Source organism: Candidatus Neomarinimicrobiota bacterium (genome assembly GCA_018651745.1).
GTDB lineage: Bacteria > Fidelibacterota > Marinisomatia > Marinisomatales > TCS55 > JAAZYX01.
On record JABIDL010000020.1, the window covers coordinates 25,601 to 44,648 of the forward strand.

10 protein-coding genes, 5 tRNA genes and 1 pseudogene are annotated in these 19,048 nt (G+C 37.7%); all 16 read right to left on the reverse strand.

The features are described 5' to 3' along the window. Positions 1 to 8: 8 nt before the first annotated feature. The 16 genes and pseudogenes from HOD97_03220 to HOD97_03295 all read right to left on the reverse strand — a co-directional run bounded on the left by HOD97_03220 (position 9) and on the right by HOD97_03295 (position 19,020). Positions 9 to 872, reverse strand: a complete 864-nt coding sequence (locus tag HOD97_03220; protein ID MBT4280621.1) for a hypothetical protein — start codon at positions 870 to 872, stop codon at positions 9 to 11. Between the two features lie 197 nt (positions 873 to 1,069). Then, positions 1,070 to 1,143: transfer RNA gene (locus tag HOD97_03225), tRNA-Arg, on the reverse strand. A gap of 67 nt (positions 1,144 to 1,210) precedes the next feature. Beyond that, positions 1,211 to 1,282 (reverse strand) — tRNA-Glu (locus tag HOD97_03230). Between the two features lie 6 nt (positions 1,283 to 1,288). Beyond that, positions 1,289 to 1,359 (reverse strand) — tRNA-Gln (locus tag HOD97_03235). A gap of 79 nt (positions 1,360 to 1,438) precedes the next feature. Further along, complete coding sequence (locus tag HOD97_03240; protein MBT4280622.1) at positions 1,439 to 2,914, reverse strand: Omp28-related outer membrane protein; 1,476 nt, start codon at positions 2,912 to 2,914, stop codon at positions 1,439 to 1,441. Positions 2,915 to 3,049: 135 nt separating this feature from the next. Continuing rightward, a complete protein-coding gene (locus tag HOD97_03245; protein MBT4280623.1) occupies positions 3,050 to 3,220 on the reverse strand; it encodes a hypothetical protein in 171 nt (56 codons plus the stop codon). A gap of 62 nt (positions 3,221 to 3,282) precedes the next feature. After that, the gene (locus HOD97_03250) at positions 3,283 to 5,013 is read right to left on the reverse strand and encodes a hypothetical protein (GenBank protein ID MBT4280624.1); all 1,731 of its coding nucleotides are present in this window, start codon (positions 5,011 to 5,013) and stop codon (positions 3,283 to 3,285) included. A gap of 14 nt (positions 5,014 to 5,027) precedes the next feature. Beyond that, positions 5,028 to 5,540 (reverse strand): TlpA family protein disulfide reductase, encoded by a 513-nt coding sequence (locus HOD97_03255; protein MBT4280625.1) that lies wholly within the window; start codon positions 5,538 to 5,540, stop codon positions 5,028 to 5,030. 89 nt (positions 5,541 to 5,629) lie between these two features. Next, a complete protein-coding gene (locus HOD97_03260) occupies positions 5,630 to 6,919 on the reverse strand; it encodes a hypothetical protein (GenBank protein MBT4280626.1) in 1,290 nt (429 codons plus the stop codon). A gap of 11 nt (positions 6,920 to 6,930) precedes the next feature. After that, on the reverse strand, positions 6,931 to 8,349 hold the full coding sequence (locus tag HOD97_03265) for a glutamate--tRNA ligase (protein ID MBT4280627.1): 1,419 nt from the start codon (positions 8,347 to 8,349) through the stop codon (positions 6,931 to 6,933). Positions 8,350 to 8,399: 50 nt separating this feature from the next. Then, positions 8,400 to 9,206, reverse strand: a complete 807-nt coding sequence (locus HOD97_03270) for a prepilin peptidase (protein MBT4280628.1) — start codon at positions 9,204 to 9,206, stop codon at positions 8,400 to 8,402. 16 nt (positions 9,207 to 9,222) lie between these two features. Continuing rightward, positions 9,223 to 9,311, reverse strand: a tRNA-Ser gene (locus HOD97_03275). Between the two features lie 28 nt (positions 9,312 to 9,339). Beyond that, a tRNA-Ser gene (locus HOD97_03280) sits at positions 9,340 to 9,426 on the reverse strand. 5 nt (positions 9,427 to 9,431) lie between these two features. Beyond that, complete coding sequence (locus HOD97_03285; GenBank protein MBT4280629.1) at positions 9,432 to 9,683, reverse strand: GIY-YIG nuclease family protein; 252 nt, start codon at positions 9,681 to 9,683, stop codon at positions 9,432 to 9,434. A gap of 591 nt (positions 9,684 to 10,274) precedes the next feature. Next, positions 10,275 to 10,418: pseudogene (locus HOD97_03290) on the reverse strand (DUF4295 family protein). A gap of 85 nt (positions 10,419 to 10,503) precedes the next feature. Next, on the reverse strand, positions 10,504 to 19,020 hold the full coding sequence (locus HOD97_03295; protein MBT4280630.1) for a hypothetical protein: 8,517 nt from the start codon (positions 19,018 to 19,020) through the stop codon (positions 10,504 to 10,506). Positions 19,021 to 19,048 lie beyond the last annotated feature (28 nt).

Here is a 19,048-nt window from a genome sequence, read left to right on the forward strand (position 1 = left end):
GTTATGATTTATATACTTACGCCGAGAATCAAAATTCCGTCCATCCAACTTACGGTACCAAGGTCAGCCCCCTTAGAGTCTTTCACGCCAAAACCTGTGGTCGATCGGACGCCAAACCTGATTTCCACCGCATTACCGAGTGTAAGTCCATAAGAAGATTCAGCAGTTAATCCGAAAACATTTCCGACGAGACCTGCCCCCAGTTTTACTTGTCCGGGACCAGCAGGAAAGGACAATATTCCCATAGCCAAAAAACCACTGAATTCGCCGCCTACAGGCTTGTAATTGGTAAATGAGAAAGTTCCAAGTTCAGCACCCAAGCGGAATCGGAGCGGTCCGACTTGCATCAGTGCAGGAAATTCAAGTCCTGCTTTAAAATCAACACTGGAATTGTATGTATTTAATTGGTGATTTACAAAACCGGGTGATGCACCCATAATTGTGAGCGAATATCCCTGCCTCTCAGCAGCATCTGCTAATTCAACATCCTCAAGTTCTCCTTCTCCGTCAAATTCTTCGTCTTCATACTCTTCATCATAAATTTCTTCGTCATCACCTTCTTCATAAAATGCATCATCTTCTTCATCAAAATATTCATCTTCTTCATACTCTTCGTCCTCGAATTCATCATCATATTCTTCATCTTCATAATCTTCTTCATACTCTTCGTCTTCATAATCCTCATCATCGTACTCGTCCTCATCATCCCCCCAGAATATTTCGACGGGATCATCCGAGTCATCTTGTGCAACCAGAGTACTTCCAGATGTAAATAATAGGAAAAACCCAAGAAAACCGGGTAATAATATTCGATATATATATTGATTCATTCGCGCCTCATTTGGACATGCTATGTGTAATTTATTTTTCATTGAAGGAATCCTTACCTCGCGTGGGAATTCTTTCGGTAGGTGAATATAATTCTCACCGTCAATCCAATGCAATTGCAAATCTGACATAATATAAGTTTCTTTTCTACTAAATTATAAATGGTTTTATATGTAATACTAAGTGATATAGATCAAAATTAAGAACTTAGAAAAATCTTCCTAATCTAAATCCAATTTAGTACGCCCGGGAGGATTCGAACCCCCAATCCCCTGGTCCGTAGCCAGGTGCTCTATCCAATTAAGCCACGGGCGCATATTTTTCGATGTTCTAAACCAAAATTTAAGGGATTCCTCTATCCAATACCCCCGAAATTATGACGTAGCTCGTAGGGGGATCGAACCCCTGTTGCAGGAATGAGAATCCTGAGTCCTAACCACTAGACGAACGAGCCAATGCGCTGGGGAGCAGGGTTTCGAACCCCGATTGCCTGGGCCAGAGCCAGGTGTCCTGCCGTTAGACGACTCCCCATAATGATTATCAAAAATCGGGCGGAAATATACGGATGTTTACCGTGTTCGCTCAAAGATTATTTACAGTGTTGGGGCTATTATTTAACCAGGAATGCTTTGCGCAATTCCTGAGCAATCGGTGTTGAAATCTTCACAAAGTAAATACCGGAAGAATAAGCGGAAGCATCCCAAGTAAAGACATGGAAACCACCAGACATGTAAGGATTATCCACCAATGTGGCCACATGCTGACCTGTAATATTATAAATGGAAATATTGGTATACATTTCATACGGAATTGAGAATGGAATGGAAATTGATGGATTGAATGGATTTGGATAGAGTGCCTCAACTTTTAAATTTTTGGGGACTTCAATTTTCTGAGGTAAGCCAGATTCCGAAGAAACTTTAATCAGACATCCGCCTGGGCTACATGCTACAATATCTGAAATTCCTCGTATTTGAGATGGGAAATCCATGACTAATTTATATTGGCTTTGGTTCCCGCTGATGTCTGCAACAATGACTTCCATATTTCCTTCTAACATTCGTGATTCAATAATCCAACCATTAGGCAGATAAACATTCTCAAGAACTTCATTAGAAACAGGATGAGAAAGGGTGAATTGGATTCCACTAACCTCATTTGAACTTTCAATTATAATTGATGTGCGGTCACGTCCCGGCAATATAGAAATTTCTCCGGTACCGGTTTCTCCTTTACTTAAATTAGATGATGGATATACTATTTGGTAGGCAAGTTGCACAATATCTAACATACTTACAGAGCCGTTGCCGCTGTAGTCTGCAATTTCCGCGGCGCAACCTGGATAATCATTGTCTTTCCAATAATCTACAAGTGTCAATACATCAAAAATATCAATAGACGGCGCATTGTTAATCATATCACCATTGATATTCCCGGCAACCCAAATATTTACATTATCGCAAGGATCACAAACGTCCCCCGGACCATCATTATCAGTATCTAGCTGATCAGGATTATACGTTTCAGGACAATTATCAACATCAGATAGTATTCCGTCACCATCAACATCAGCATTCATTGCATCTATTAATATAGCATTTACTTGAAAAATTTCATCACTCGATGAATTCTGCACAATAGCGATAACTTTCAAATTTTCTTGCACCCAAGAAGAACCAATATCAAACGATCCGGAATAAACTTGAGATTCTCCCGAAGAACTAATTGTCAAATTTTCCGGAGGAGTGAAATCTCGATTTACATTTCTGGCCATATGATATTGGCCTACTGCACCCCAATAGGAATATATATTATCTTCAACTAGAAAAACATATACTCGCTGGTTAGAAGAACTATGATCAGAATCCATAGACACTGTAATATCATAATCAATTGTACCGTTATTGACCAACCCATTAATATCTATCGAATAGGGTGATGTAGCGCCAATCATTCCGTTATAGATAATAAGAAAATTATCATACATAGGCGGCCAATTTGCATTGGCGTATCCACCTTCAGTGCTTTCCAAGCCATTCCATTCTGAATGAGGAATCCCGTTGATAGTGTACAAATTTGCTCTCATATCGTACATTGCTGGAATAGAAAAATCAGAATTAGAAGGTGTATAGACTGCGTTATGAAGTTCTATACTGAAAAGCGTTTCGGGGAACTGATTTAATAAGGTGTCTATCGCAAAACTTGCGCTTGGGCAGTATGGTCAGTCAAGCCCGGTAAAATCTTCTACGAATACTTTTTGATCGGAGCGGCTTGCCATTTCAACGATTTCGCGAAGATTTCCCTTAGAAACCAATTGATTTGGATTCGAAATCAATTTTTGAGAAAAGATTGCACTCACCACTACAGTAAGAAATAATATGTTTTTATTCATTATTTAATCCGAGTTTATTAATAGCCAAATTTTAGTTTTTTCAATTTAAGAATAATTCAGTCTTAAAACATAGAAGTGAAACTGATCTTGAATCCGTCTTCAAATGCTTTTATCTCTCGACATACACCATTACTACAAACCAAGCCTCCTTGCAAAGATCCATACATCACAGATAAGCGATGCGTAGGTGAAACATTATAAACTGCATCAATCGCAATCCAACTTCGTTCAATTTTCGCAAATCGCTTCAATAATTTTTCAAGTTCGTTCCCTGTAGAAGATTTAGCAGTCGTCCCATATTGGAAAGTTGAGATATTATCAATACTCAATGTGAATGACCATTTGGGGGATTTAGAAACAGATAATGCAAAAAAGCGATTTTCTTGCTCCGGTTTTCGAAAAAGGCTTATTGATGTATCCAATGTGGTTATTTCGTTAAGTTTATCTTCCTGAACATAGTTTTTTGTAACATATTGATATTCACTCGAAATTCCGATATTCAAACCATTGGGAAACAAATAATCAAATTCTATCGGAAGGGATGTACCCTGTATTTCTTCATACATCAACCTACGACTAGAATCAGTATAGATATTCCTAATCAGGAGTGAAACGTCATTCAAAAAATTGACTCCGACATTAGAATGCAATTTATCGTTTAAGAAAAACCCATCTATGTTCACATTCATTTCCTTTACCGGATTGGATGGTTTTTCTTGACTGAACAAAAATCCGGTTGTTGAATTTGGAACCCAAGTGAACCAATCAACTTGTGACCAAATATGGGTTCGGCTTGCCTGCGCAACATGTGCGGAAAAAGTGATTCTATCCGTAATCGGACCACTGAGTTCAATTTGAATTCCTTTCTCGCTGTTAAAATCCACTGGATGCGTTAAACGATTTTGTAGGGTTGATGTAAATTCATTAATTCCAATTGGAGGTTGCTGAAAAGGCGTTCGCCCACCATAATAATTCACAATATCAGATCGGTAGTTAGGATCAATATCCAAAAATTGATACCTTTTCATGTCCACACTAAGCGTCCATAAACCTAAATAAATGTTCATATTTGCAAATAAACCATGACCACTATTTTCCGATGTTGTGCTGTCCGTATGATCTTCAAGTGTATTATTATCCACATATTCTGCGTAGAGATCGAAAAAATCGCCAAAATATTCGATCCTGCTGCCAAGCATTGCAGTTATCAGCTGCACAGAATCCGGCGGAATGGGGTGATTTTCTCTGGTACGTAAATAAGATAGTCCAAGATTCATTTTCTTGTACTGCGCAGAAAGGTCGACACCGAAAAGGGAATGGTCAATTTCATAATTGTGCACACGATCATTGAAATTATTCACATAAATGCTACTTTGGCGGATAGTACTCTCCCCTGAAATAAATTTACTTTCCAACCAATCATTCGAATATTGAAATGATAATCCCCGAATACCGTTGTCAAAATCAATAGACTGATCATCAAACTGGTTCAGTACCAGCCCTCTTCCCCAAATCTGGTAAATGTCACCAACTTTTAGCAGGAACGGACCATTATTATACTCAAAGCTTATTTTTCTAAGACCATTGAATGATTTTCCAAGTTCTGGTTCCGGGCTGAATTCAAATTCTCCCCAAAATGATACATGATTCCAAAATCCATTCAACGCAAGATGTGTTTCAGAATAATTGAATCCGTTTTCGCTTTCACCAATTTGAAGTTCAGAATTCCCGGAAATTGCTACCTGTCCATGCAATATTATTGTGGTAAATAGGATGGCAACCGAGTGCCGCATAAAATCAATAATTGTTAATTTTCTTCAGATTTAGACAGGTTGAGAACCCTTTGGATTTGGTGCTCAATTTCCACTTCATCGCCAGCCATATATCCTTGGTGACGCCATACAATTTCACCCGCTTGGTTAACCAATAACGTAGTAGGAAGCAACCGGGCATTCAATTTTTCGGAAATTTGTTTATTGGGGTCCATCGCAACAAGAAAATTGAATTTCCTAGAGCGAACTGTAGATTTTACTTTTGACAAACTTTTCGGAGTATCTTGATTGATGCTTAACACTTTAAACCCGGTTTCTGCATATTTTGCGTGGAAGCCATCCAGGAAACGCATTCCTTTTAAGCAAGGTTTGCACCACGTAGCCCAAAAATCAATCAGTACAGGTCCATCCTCTAGCAATTCATTCATAGTCATTTTTTTGCCATCAAGCATTTTGAGTTTGAAATTGGGAATTTTTGTGGTGTTTACAGAACCTTCTGCCAAAAGGATAGTAATAAGACAAATTGAAATTGTGAATAAATATTTCATCAATTTTTTCTATTTATTGAAAAATGAACACTCGACCGTGGATAATAATCGAGCATTTTTTGAAAGGGAATCCAATCAGTTTCAACCATCTATAAATAAGGTCGAAGAAATAATTCTAATTCGTGTTCAGGAATAAACTTGAGGCTGATTCTTTGAAGGTTTCTTGCTTCATCAACATCTATAATAAATGAATAGTCCACCGGGATATTAACTGCTTCCATAGCAACTTGAAGTGACCACCCACCAACGGTAAAATCTATCAATTGAGCAAATTTTCGTTCTACAATATAATGAATACGTTCACTTTTGGCCGTGTGCCACACTTTTTCCGGAGTATCCACAATGACAACTTTTACTGCACCATTATTATCGTAAAACCGTATGACCGGAACAGCACGGTATTTACCAAATTTAATTCGTTTGGTTAGTTCACCGGGGAAATTGAATTTGTCTTTATCAAAAAAGAAAACTGTGAGCGCACCTTCTTGCTTAAGTCCGGAATATGGCAATGAAGTAAGCATTTCTTTAATTACATTGCCTTTAATTGAAAAATTTACCGGAAGATGAATGGTTATTTTTCCGATGTTATCTTCTGAATAGATAAAATCTGGACGCGTAATGGTTACTTCATACGGATCAGCCATAAGTTTGTCAAGAACCCCAATCAGCATGGATGTGTTTTCTGCCATATCGGGATCGCCGGAAATAAAAGGGTCGGAAGTAATATCCATAGACCACTCGCCACCGGATTTTTTATAATTTGGTTTAATAGGAATTCCTCTCGCGCCAGCCATAATATCCATAGACGCCTCTAAAGCTTCAAGGGATTTGTCTATTTCTATACCCACTTCAGAGGATGATCTGGCATAGGATTTGTCCATTGGACTTGGCTTAGATTCAAGTAAAGCAGGATATTTCGAAGGTGCGATTTTAGGCAGGAATGGTGTCAGCATTGTCTGGATTGCCTCCGTTAATTTTATATTGAGCTTGGGGATTTCATTATATTTTTCAGAAATTTTTCGTCGATCAGCTTCCTCCCAAGTTGCAACGTCAATCAATTGAATATTGATTTGGATATTATCTAAAGATCTCGAAAACTTGCCAAGTAACAGTAGATTTTTAGATCCGCGAGGTTGGTGTAGCATTAACGAGCGGTTATCCATAATTACTTCAAGATCTTGTCTATTTTTTAAAACAACTCCCTGCTGGTTTGTCAGCTGAGCATTTAGCATATCCACGAACCCCTGGGCAAGCCAATCTACGGATTCATCCCGTTCAGTATTTTCGAACTTGAGGATATAGACGAAAGTCTTTGGAGCAGAAAAGGCGATAGTAGAAAACGCTATTAGCGCAATGATGGTTTGTTTGCTTCTAAGCATACGAATTCAAATTAGTCGCTTTGAGGTAGTTTTTCCAATGCAAATTTAAGGCGACGGATACAAATTTCTTTTCCCAATATTTGCATCAATTCAAACAATGATGGGCCAAATCCAATTCCTGTTAATCCTAGTCTGACAGGATGAATTAATTTACCTGCAGATATTTCGAGTTTTTCTGCTGATACACGCAATGCCGATTCAAGGTTTTCTTCTGACCAATCTGTCAGTCCTTCTAAAGACAAAACATAATTCTGTACGAATTCATTTATCGATTTATCTTTCCACCGTTTTCGAACTGCTTTTTCTTCATAATTTTCAGGATCTTGAAAATAAAAAGCACTTAAATTTCTCAATTCGGATAAAGATTTGACGCGGTCTTTCAAAGAAGATATAACTTCCATCGCAAAAGATTCTGTGGATCTGTTCGCCCAATCCGGGTAAAGTGCATTCATCATTTCAAATACTTGAGGGCCGGTTAAGCGAAACATATGTTGTCCGCTCACCCAATGTAATTTCTTCTCGTCAAATACAGCACCTTTTTTTTGAACTTGCGATATATCAAACAATTCAACCAAATCTTCACGCGTAAATATTTCCTGTTCTGTATCCGGATTCCACCCCAACAAGCCAAGGTAATTCAATAATGCATCCGGCACATAGCCTTCATCCCGGAATTCTTGGACACCCGGCGCACCATGGCGCTTACTTAACCTTTTTTTATCCTGCCCCAAAATCATTGGTAAATGTGCAAATTCGGGCTCAGTAAAACCAAATAATTTATAAATAATGAGTTGCTTTGGTGTATTTGGGATATGATCTTCACCTCGAATAACATGTGTAATTTCCATCGCATTATCATCCAGTACACAAACAAAATTAAATGTTGGGCTCCCATCAGATCGAGCAATAATAAAGTCGTCTATTTCGGAATGTTGCACGGTTATAGCACCGTAAATAAGGTCTTTGTAGTGGGTCTCCCCTTTGGGAATTTTTATGCGAATTGTATAGTTCTCTCCCCTATTCAGTCGATCGCTCTCTTCTTTTTCATCTAAATTTCTACAGGTTTTAGCATACCGATAAACACGTTTTTCTTTATCTGCAATTTTTCTATCCTCATCAAGTTTTTCTTTAGAACAAAAACAGCGGTACGCATTCCCGTCTTTTAAGATGTGCTGGATTGCTGCATGGTAGGAATCTTCTCTTTCAGATTGAAAAACGAGCGGCCCGTCCCATATAAGACCCAACCATCGCATAGATTCGCAGATTTGATCTACATATTTCTGTTGCGATCTCTCTTTGTCTGTATCTTCGATGCGTAGATAAAACTGACCTCCTGTTTTTTTCACAAAAAGCCAATTGAACAAGGCTGTCCGAGCACCTCCTAAATGAAGTTCCCCTGTTGGGCTGGGAGCAAATCGTACTTTAGTCATTTGATTGAATTTAATTCGAACATAAGCTTTGCTAAATTACAAAAGATAAATCAAAGTAAAGAAAACAACTCCGCAAGAAATCTATCTGTAAAAATGATGAATTCTAGGAATTTGAAAGATGAGATGATGGATGGAAGCAATACAATTTCTAATAGAATAAAACCAAATACCATGCCCGTTCCAAATGGAATTTGAATGGGGTTTTTATCTAAATTTTTTATTTTCATCATTGCGACCCAATAAAGAATTCCAAACACAGAAGCAATAAAATACATTAAAAAAGAACGATAAGGTCCAAGATAAAATCCCAAAGAAATTGCCAAAAGTATATCGCCACCGCCAAGATTTTTGCGTTTATTAAAAACTTGCACTATCCAGCTGACACCCCAAATAAATCCCGGACAAAATACCATCCCGGCTATATGGTATTTCCATGAAAAACTGCCAAAAAATAATGATGTTGCTAAAAAGATGAATGAGGCGATTAAAAGCCCATGATAAATTTGAAAATGTTTTAAATCAATAATGGCAATTGCTAAAAGGAAACAAATCCCCAGACAAAGTGAGGTCGTTTCAAATGGATGATTGAAATTGAAAAATAATATCCAAATTCCAGCACAAAGTAATTCAACGATTGGATATTGCCATGAAATCCTACCCGAACAATAGCAGCATTTTCCTCCAAATATGAAAAAGGAAAACAGGGGAATGTTCATCCACCACTTAAGAGGTGTGTTGCATAAAATACAATGAGAACCGGGGGTAATAATACTTTCTGATTTTGGCACCCTCACGATTAGAACATTGATAAATGAACCGATAAGTAAACCGAATAATATTTTAAGAGTAAGAATCAAGGGGCTGGAATCGTTGCGGAGGCGAGAGGATTCGAACCTCTGGTCCACGTAAGTGGACGCTGGTTTTCAAGACCAGTGCATTCAGCCAGACTCTGCCACGCCTCCAATTTTAAGTATGAGTTAATATTGATTGCGGAGAGGGTGGGATTCGAACCCACGGTACGGGTAAACGCACACACGCTTTCCAAGCGTGCTCCTTAAGCCACTCGGACACCTCTCCAATATCTAAACAATTCCAATAAGCTGTTTAAACGCTTCTCCACCTTTGTATGATTTAATCTTCTTTTCCCTTTTTCGTGCTTCTGCTATTGTACCATAATTTTCTATGTGAATCAACTGTAGTGGCCTTCTCAATTTAGTGGATTTTACCGATCCATTGTTATGAGCAATTAATCTTTCTTCAAAATTTTTGGAATAACCAATATAATAATTTCCGTCTTTTAAACTTTGAAGAACATAAACACAATATTTACTCATATTGATTATAGGTACATCCCGCAGAATGCGGGACTCCTTAAGCCACTCGGACACCTCTCCAATCGAGCATAAAAATAATTAATTGGATTCTTCGGATTTATCCTTTTCCTCTGAATCTTCAGTACCATTTTCTTCAACAGTTTCATCAGTTTCTTCGGGTTGTTCATCTTCCGGTGTGTCGGCATTTTCGGCCTTATCTTTTTCTTCAGAAGATTCTTTTGATTCATCTTCAGAAGAATCTTGAGACGATTCTTCCAATTTAATTTCCGGTTCTACGTTAGGTTCTGGATCTTCTTTTGAATTAGTATCTACAGGTTCTTCATTCTCTGTATTTTCGGTTGAACCATCTTCAGTTTCAACATCTTCCAATGATTCTGTAGTCGCATTTTCCGCTTCGGTAGATTCATCAACCTTTTCTTCTGCATTCGGATCCGGTGATGATTCGGAAACTGGTTCTTCTGCGAGATCTTTTTCTTGAGTGTCTTCAGATTGTTCAGCCCCTTCTTCCTGCACTGCATCATTATCCAAAACAATATCCGCCAAATGAGCTTCTTCATCCATACGCTTTAAAGCACCGTCCAAAGTTTCACCATCGTTCATTTTTACCATTTGTTCATTAAAACGGTAGTACCCAGTCTTTTCGGATAACACACTTTTTACATATTTAACAAATGTAGCTGCTTTATCCTTTTTGCCTTTCGCTTTATCTGCAAATGATTTTTGTTTCTTAGCCATTGTTATACTTTCTTTTGATTTATGTTAATAAAAATTATCAATGAATTTAGTGGCTTATTCGTATTAATTCAAAAACCAATTCACCTTATGGTTTGTAATCATACTCCATTATTTCTCCATCAGACCAAGATGTTGGGTTTTTCTTTGCTTTTGTTAAGACTTTAATCCTATTTGGTCCAATAAATTCAATTAGACTAAATCGTTTTTCACCTGTATCCGTTTGTTCGGTTTCTAATATCCACGGAGAAGATGAATAATCAATGGTATAGGTTCCAAATGTCTGATTACTAATCTTACTTCCAATGGCTGCACCCTCAGCGAATTCCCCCGTCAATCCAAATGAACCATTCAGCGGTGTAAAGGTCCACACCACCTGCATAATAGGTCCCTGCCAATACCAATTTCCTTCAAGGCTTCTGACGTACGTTATCCCGTTAATAGATACCGGATCATTCTCGTTCCCGGCAATATCTTTTCCGGAAAAAGATAAACTATATTCCGTTCCGGGCGATAATTCATTCATATTGTTTAATTCAATATTAGGATGTTCACCTGCATTTAGTTCATCATCAATTAATAGTATTGCGTGTGGCGCTTGGGCATCGGGATTGCCTCCGGTTCGAGAGAAATTAACAGTCGCCGTTGTTAACAATTCTGAATTTGAGTAGGTCAAATTCGGTCCCAGCATAACTTGATTCCCACTTGGTTTTTGAAATAAAATTTTAGGTTTGGTTATATCATACAAAACATCATTCGAAACGTTTAAAATAGAATTAGAAGTGTTAGAATTATTTGCTAAATCCATACCTTTAAATTTGACCAGATATATGGATCCATCTTGCAATGTTGCAGAATTTGATAAATGAGTTGGCGATAATTGAACAATCTCTAATTCCAAATCTTGTAAAGATACTGAATGCGGGGAAGATGGATCAGTGGTCCCTCCTGTTTGAATATAAGTTATGCTACCTTCTGATAAAGGTTCGGATATTTTATATGCTAACTTAGAATTATTTATTGTCGAATTATTTTCCGGATATAACAATTCCAATGTTGGAGGAATATCATCGTACACGATATTCATAACAAGTTTTTTACCAATATTCCCTGAAAAGTCCGCTCCTTCAAATGTGATTCGGTACATCGTTCCCGTCACAAGATCTGGTTGGATAACCGTCTCCGACGAATGACTTCCTGCAGATAGCATTTCCGAGGTAAAATCTACTCGATGAGGCACACTCGGATCATCAGTTCCTCCCATGTATTTCCAAGTAAATGCCCCGGATTTTAATGTTTCATTTATAGTGAACTTGACTAAAGGTGAATTAATTCTACTCGTCATTTTTGGAAACAGATTGGTAAACATGGGTTTTGAAACATCATAAGTAAGCCCATGAGCAAGGTCTATTCTGGTGGAATTTCCTGCTCTATCTGTTCCCGTTGCCAATAATGAATACACTGTTCCATCCTGCAATTCCGTTTGAAAACTTAGCGACCCAAGAGTTGGCATACCGTTTGCCAATTCGGATTCAGAAAATTCAATATTGCGAGGACTTAATGGGTCTGTTTCGCCGCCGGTAGCTGACCACACAATTGATCCATTTACCAATAGCTCATCAATTTCGAATTGAACATTAGGATCTTTAATGAACATTTTTGTTACGGGTAAATAATGGGTAAAACTGGGTGGCTGGTTATCAAAATGCATTTCAGTTAAATGTGCTGTAGCAGAATTCCCGGCAAGATCAACACCGTGTAACGCCATTGAATAAGTCACATCACTCACCAATTTCGGTGAATTACTCAAAAGGATATTATCATATTTTCCTGCCAACAAATATTGGCCCGTCAACAGCTGTTGATGTGGCGAATTTGGATCCGGTTCACCGGAAACCCGCGTCCAAGAAATGGCTGCCTCTTGCAAAGTCTCACCTATCCTAATTCCAAATCTAGTATGATTGACAAACGTATCAACCAACGGTGAAGTGATTTCCAAAAATGGGCGATCTCTATCAATTTGGATATTTTCTACAACAACAGTCGTAGCGACATTTCCTGCTAAATCTTCCCCTGAATATGAAATCGAATACGTTGATCCACTCACTAATTCCATACTTGTCAAATCCAATGAATATTCTCCTGGATTTAAATGATTCGCTTCCAATGAAAAGGTATGTGGGCTTTTGGGGTCTATTTGCCCACCGGTTTGTATAAGGTTAATGTCCCCTTTTTTAAGGTTTTCATCGGAAAAAATATTTACCATTAAATTTTGATGAAATGATTTTGCTTCAGGATAGTGAATGGAAAGTGCTGGATCAGTAATGTCATAATTTATTTCTGTAAGCGTGACAGTCTCAGATCGATTCCCTGCAAAATCCATTCCGTCAAAACTAATTGTATAAATACTTCCATCTTGCAAGGGATGATTGACATTTATCAATTCGTGGATTCCGTTGCTTAACTCATCCTCTGCCAATTGATAAACATGCGGACTCCCGGGGTCTGGGGCACCACCGGTTCGAAAAAATGTTATTGAGCCATCTGCCATCTTTTCTGATGACGAAAAAGAAACAGTAGAATGGTTCACTTTTGAAGAAGGAATTGGATAATTCAATGTTAGCATGGGAGGTTTTACATCAAATAAAACGTTTGTAGCTTGAGCCACCTTTGCAATATTCCCCGCATTGTCTCCTCCTTCAATCGAAATCGTATATCGCCCTCCATCCGCAAGTTTATCCATGATATTGAGGTCAAATCCAGAATGCATTCCTTGTTCCATTTCTATTCCAGACATTTCATGAATATGCGGTGAATTTGGATCCTGCGTGCCACCGAATTGAATAAATCTGATTTTTCCCCAAGCAAGATTGTCTGAAAGCATATAAGAAACATCGCTGGTTTTTATCTGTTCGGAATCGAGTGGCTGACTAATTGAAATTATCGGGGGCTCATTGTCAAAACCGACATCAGAAACCACATTAGATGTAGCTTCATTTCCTGCAAAATCGACCGTAGATACTGAATAATTATATATTGCGCCGTTTACAAGATTTGGTCTGTTTGTAGATAAAAAATATAAAGCTGAAAGGTCTTTTCTGCCTTTTTCTAATTCGGCGCCGGTCAGTTGAATGAAATGTGGAGATTCAGAGTCCATTTCACCATCCGTTCGTTTGATGGTTAATGTAGCCTCTTTTACATTTTCATTGATTGAATAGGAAAATGTTTCTTCACGGATTTCAGAATTCGATATCGGGTTCAATATATTAATTTCCGGAGGGTTAATGTCGTAGGAAATATTTGAATTTGTAGCGGCATCGCCAACATTACCGGCTAAGTCAGTACCCGATAGCGTAATAGAATACACGCCGCCGTCTTCCCACACATCCAACCCCGGAATCGTTACATTATTAAAATTATTTGCATTCAAATATTCACCGGACAATGCTACTCGTATTGGTTGTTGACCATTTTGGAGCAACTCGATGGATCCCTCCTTTAAATGTTCACTAATGCCAAACGAAATTGAACTTTGCCTTACAAATGTGTTAGACTCGGGCGCAAATAATGCAATATTTGGTTTTTCGCTGTCAAATTTAATATCAGTTATATTTGTTGGACTTGTTTCATTTCCAGCTAAATCTTTTCCATAGAATTCCATTTCATATACAATACCACTTTCCAAGCCAACAGATGGCGGTAACTCACCCCCTCCTATACCGGCTTTAAGTCTATTTCCATCTAATTTGAGTTCAAATTTTCCTTGACCTAAATTTTTTGTTTTGCCGATGCTGATTTTTCCTTCGGTTAAATCTTCTGTCAGATTGTACGAAAGGGTAATTGAATTTAATAATGTGTCACTCGATGGTGAAATATGGATAAATGCAGGTTGGGTAATATCATACTTAATATTTTCCAAAATTGATATTTCTGACAGATTCTCAGCGCGATCAAATCCCTGGATGGCAATTGAATAAAATACGCCATCTACCAGATTCAATCTATCCATTGAATAATCATTATATTCACCTACTTTCAAAAGTGCATCGGTTAATTGTAATCGATGCGGACTGGCTTCATCGGCACCATCCGTTGCTGTCCACGTTATATTACCACTTGATAAAGTTTCATTTGTGGAAAATGAAAAACGTGTATGATTAACAGAAGAATTGGAAGATGGTTCTGTTAATTTGATTTCCGGTGGTGTACCGTCGTAAGTGACGTTTATAATATCTTCTGCAATACCTTCATTCCCGGCTAAGTCAACTCCGGTAAATTTGATAGTATTTGGAATATTTTCTTTGATGGATAATAAAGAGCCAGAAATAATATGTATTCCTTTAGCTAAATATTCCAGTCCCAAATCAATTTGCGATTCTTCATATTCACTCGAAATCCAGGTTATCGAACCACTTTTGAGTGTTTCATTGAGAGAAATTTTCATATCAGAATTTGTGATATAACTATCACTAACCGGTGATATAATATTCAAAATCGGCATAGAAATGTCATAAATAATGTTCGTTTCAATCAAAGGCTCCGAATTATTCCCTGCAAAGTCAGTACCAATGACAGAAATAGTGTAATTGGTTCCATCTTTTAAATTTCGCATGTGGCCTACGAAATTTGGATTTTTTGATGCTGTTTTTAACTCTTCCGGGGATAAGTCTATTGTAAAATTTTGATTACCGGATATCATCACTTTTCCGGATGCCAATACTTCAGAAATGGTAAAGATGATGTCATCTGAATTAATAAAACTATTTGATTTTGGAAACAGATTCGTTATTTCTGGAGGCGTTCGATCAACCCTGAATTCTGTTATTGTAACTGGTGTAGCCTGATTCCCGGCTGGGTCTGTCGCTTTGATGGAAATATTATACAACCCACCGTCTGTTAAGATTGGTTGAATATATGTATCTGAATGATGGATTCCTTTTTTAGCTGCTTTTTCTGCGATTTCAAAAAGTTTATGAAGCGGAGCACCGGAAATGTCTTTTCCATTCCATGCAATAGAACCGGTTGCAATGTTTTCAGAAAGGCTGTATTCAATGTCGGTTAAGGCACTTATAATTTGACTGTTTGGTGAAACAATTTCGATTACAGGTGGCGTGATATCATATAAAATATTATTAACGTAAACCGTATCACTATAATTTCCTGCAAAATCAGTTGCATAAAACTGAAGGTCGTATGTTGATCCATCTACGAGATTTGGCTGATTTTTTAAAACTATATTAGTAGTCAATCCATCGTTCAATTCTTGGCCCTCTAACACAATGATTTTCGGAGATTCTGTGACAGTTGTTCCACCGGATTGAGACCAAACCATAAAGGCAGTCTTCAACTTTTCGCTATTATTAAAACTTACTTTCGTATGATTCACTGCGGAATTTTCTTTCGGCATTGTAATGGATAACCTCGGCGGAGTAGAATCAAAAATGATGCGTTGAATTGTTTTATTAGCAATCATATTTCCTGCTCTGTCTCGTCCTGAGAATTCAACTGTATAAATTCCTTGTTCAACGAGAGTTGGACCATTCAAAAGAAAAACATCTTGGTGGTCACCCTTTTTCAACATCGCATCTTTCATATTAAAAATATAGGGACTATTGGAATCAGGTTTTCCACCGACAAATCGATACAATACAGATCCTTCAAATAGATCTTCGTTGATAGAAAACCCGATTGCCGGCGTGGAAATATATTGATCATCCTGAGGATATAAAGGTGTTAATACCGGAGCGGTTATGTCATACAGGATATTTTCTATCGTAGGAATATTTGATTCATTTCCGGCTGGATCTTTTCCACGAATAAATACCCGATAAATTGTTCCATCAACCAATAAAGGCGCTCTTACGATGACCTGATTATCTTTGTTTCCCGCGTTCAATTCAAACCCAACCAGAGGCTGGATATGAGGTGAATTATTATCATCCCTTCCACCCATCTTTTCCCAAATTACTTCTGCACTCAACAAATCTTCGCTCAATGAAAAACTGATTTCTTTATGATTTACCGCCGTTCCGGATTCAGGAAATGTCAAAGAAATATCAGGAGGGGTAAAATCATACATGATATTAGAAAGAATAACTTCTTCAGCGTGATTCCCAGCGCGATCTGATCCATTAAATGATATAGAATAAAGGACATTTTCTAACACATCAGGCATTCCTTCAATTTCGATTTCTAAATGTTCGCCGGGTTTTTTATCCTGATCTGACCAAATAACTTCGAATGGATCATTTAACTCCCCATCGGTTTCGGTTGGATTCCAAACAATCATGCCTTTATTTAGCTTTTCTGATAAAGAATATGAAATATGTGTATGATTCAAAATCATTTCGGACAATGGATGGGGCACTGAAATAATTGGTTTGGAAAAATCGTATAAAATATCTTCGATCATCAAAGTATCAGATTGATTCCCTGCTCTATCTGATCCTCGGAATTCAAGCTTGTAAATTCCACCATCCACAAGTCTAGGATTATTCCTTAGCGTAATGTCTGCATGAATCCCTGATTCTAATTCTTCTTTGGCCAGATTCATTCTATAGTTGTTCTTTGGATCTTCTTCCCCTCCAGTTCGAGTCCATTTAATTGACCCTTCATGTAATTTTTCAGACAATGTATATGATAAATTATGATGATTCAGGGCAGAACCATTAAGTGGCATTAAATCAGTAAATTTAGGTGGACTTGCATCAAATAGTATATGTTGTATTTGAATCAATTCCCCTTCGTTTCCGGCATAATCTATTCCGGTAAGGGTAAGTGCATATTCGGTTCCATCTACCAATTCGGGTTCTTGTTCTAAATTGATTCGAATTTTTTCACCTTTTGTAAGTTCATCCTTTAGAAGTGGGACGATTCGTGGCGAACTAGAATCAGCGGTCCCATCCGTTCTATCCCAACGAAATTCAGCAGCTTGTAAATTTTCATTAAAAGCAAATGAAACAGACGGATCACGAATAGCTACATCATTTATCGGATAAATCAAGGTTAGAACAGGTGGTGAAATATCGTAAAATATAGAATCCACATTTACAATTTTAGATATATTCCCGGCTAGGTCAACGCCAGACACCGAGAAACGATACATTGCACCATCAACAAGCATAATGGATTCGGTAACATCTAATTTGAATTCTGATCTTTCTTCAGAAATCATTTCTCGATCAATGATATGCGGCGCATTCACATCTTTCAAACCAGCCATCTGACGAATTTCTAATTTCCAAGATTGAATTGCTTCATCCGTTGAAAAGGTCGTATTCCCATTATTAATAAACGAAGCTAATGGAGGATTCGTAAGAGAAAATCTTGGTGCGGTAATGTCATAATGAATCGAATCAACTTTTACAGGAATTGAAATATTTCCAGCTTTGTCAATTCCAATCATTTCAAGTTGGTATATTACACTATCCTGCAAATCAGTTTGATTGGTTAAAATCATTTTTCCTGAATCTGGAATCAATTCATTTTCAATAAATTGAATAGTATCAATGGAAGTATTAAAATCAACGTTGTCAGGAATCCACATAACAAAAGCACGTTCCATAGATTCTGAAACACTAAACCCAAATTCCGGTTGATTGATATGAGGATCCACGTTCAGTGTTAAAATTGGTGGTGAATTATCAAAAACTAAATTCCGAATGATTCGCTTATTTGCCACGTATTCTTTTGTTGTAAATCCTGTAAATGTAACATCGTATTCCAAACTGTCGATCATAAGAGTGTCAACTCTCCAATCAATCAGATGATTCCCTGTTTTAATTTCAGCCTTACTCATTTGGAAGCGTAATGTATCTTGAAGATGACGCCAAGTAGAATCAGATAAAGTCCACGCCAAAAACCCGTACTCAAGATCACCGTCCAATTTATAACCAACTCGAGAATGATTGACTAAGGATGAATCTTCAGGAGACAAAAAATGTAATATTACCTCCGTTCCATCTGCAGCAAGATTGATTTCAAATGCAAGTGTATTTGTCGAATCATATTCAAGAATGTGAGTAACATTTGTAATTGGGTCAGTAGCATACAGCCATTTACGCATAGATTTGCCGGAGGGTCGTTTAATCCATTCTTGTTTCGACATATACCCAAGAGAATCGTATTCAAATCTAATGTTTCCGTACTCAAACGCATCCACATCTAAAAACTGATAGGTTTCAACTCGTCCGCTCTTATTAAATGTTTGGATGGTAAACCGGTCATTCCATCGCTTTACCGTATCTACTCCATATACATATTCGATATACGCTTCCGTTTTTTCCTCATGACCAAATGTAGTCTTTTGAACCATTACCGTATCATTAATCAGGATTTCCTTTGTGGATAGGTCATCTGTAGAGTCCGCGTATGTATATCGCTCAAACCGAGTCATGTCACCCTGTTCGTTTATGATGGATTTTAGGATCAATTTCCCTTGAGAATCAAAATCAGCGCGAATGTATATTTTTCCGCTTACTTTATATTTTGACACCGGCTGATCACTAAGAAACTCAGCTTCGGACTGATAGTATTTCGTTTGATCTTCCGAAAGCGCAAATAGACATAGCGCAAGTGTGAAAATGGAAAGGATAACCCGTTTCATGGATCGAAATTTAGGCGATCCTACCCAC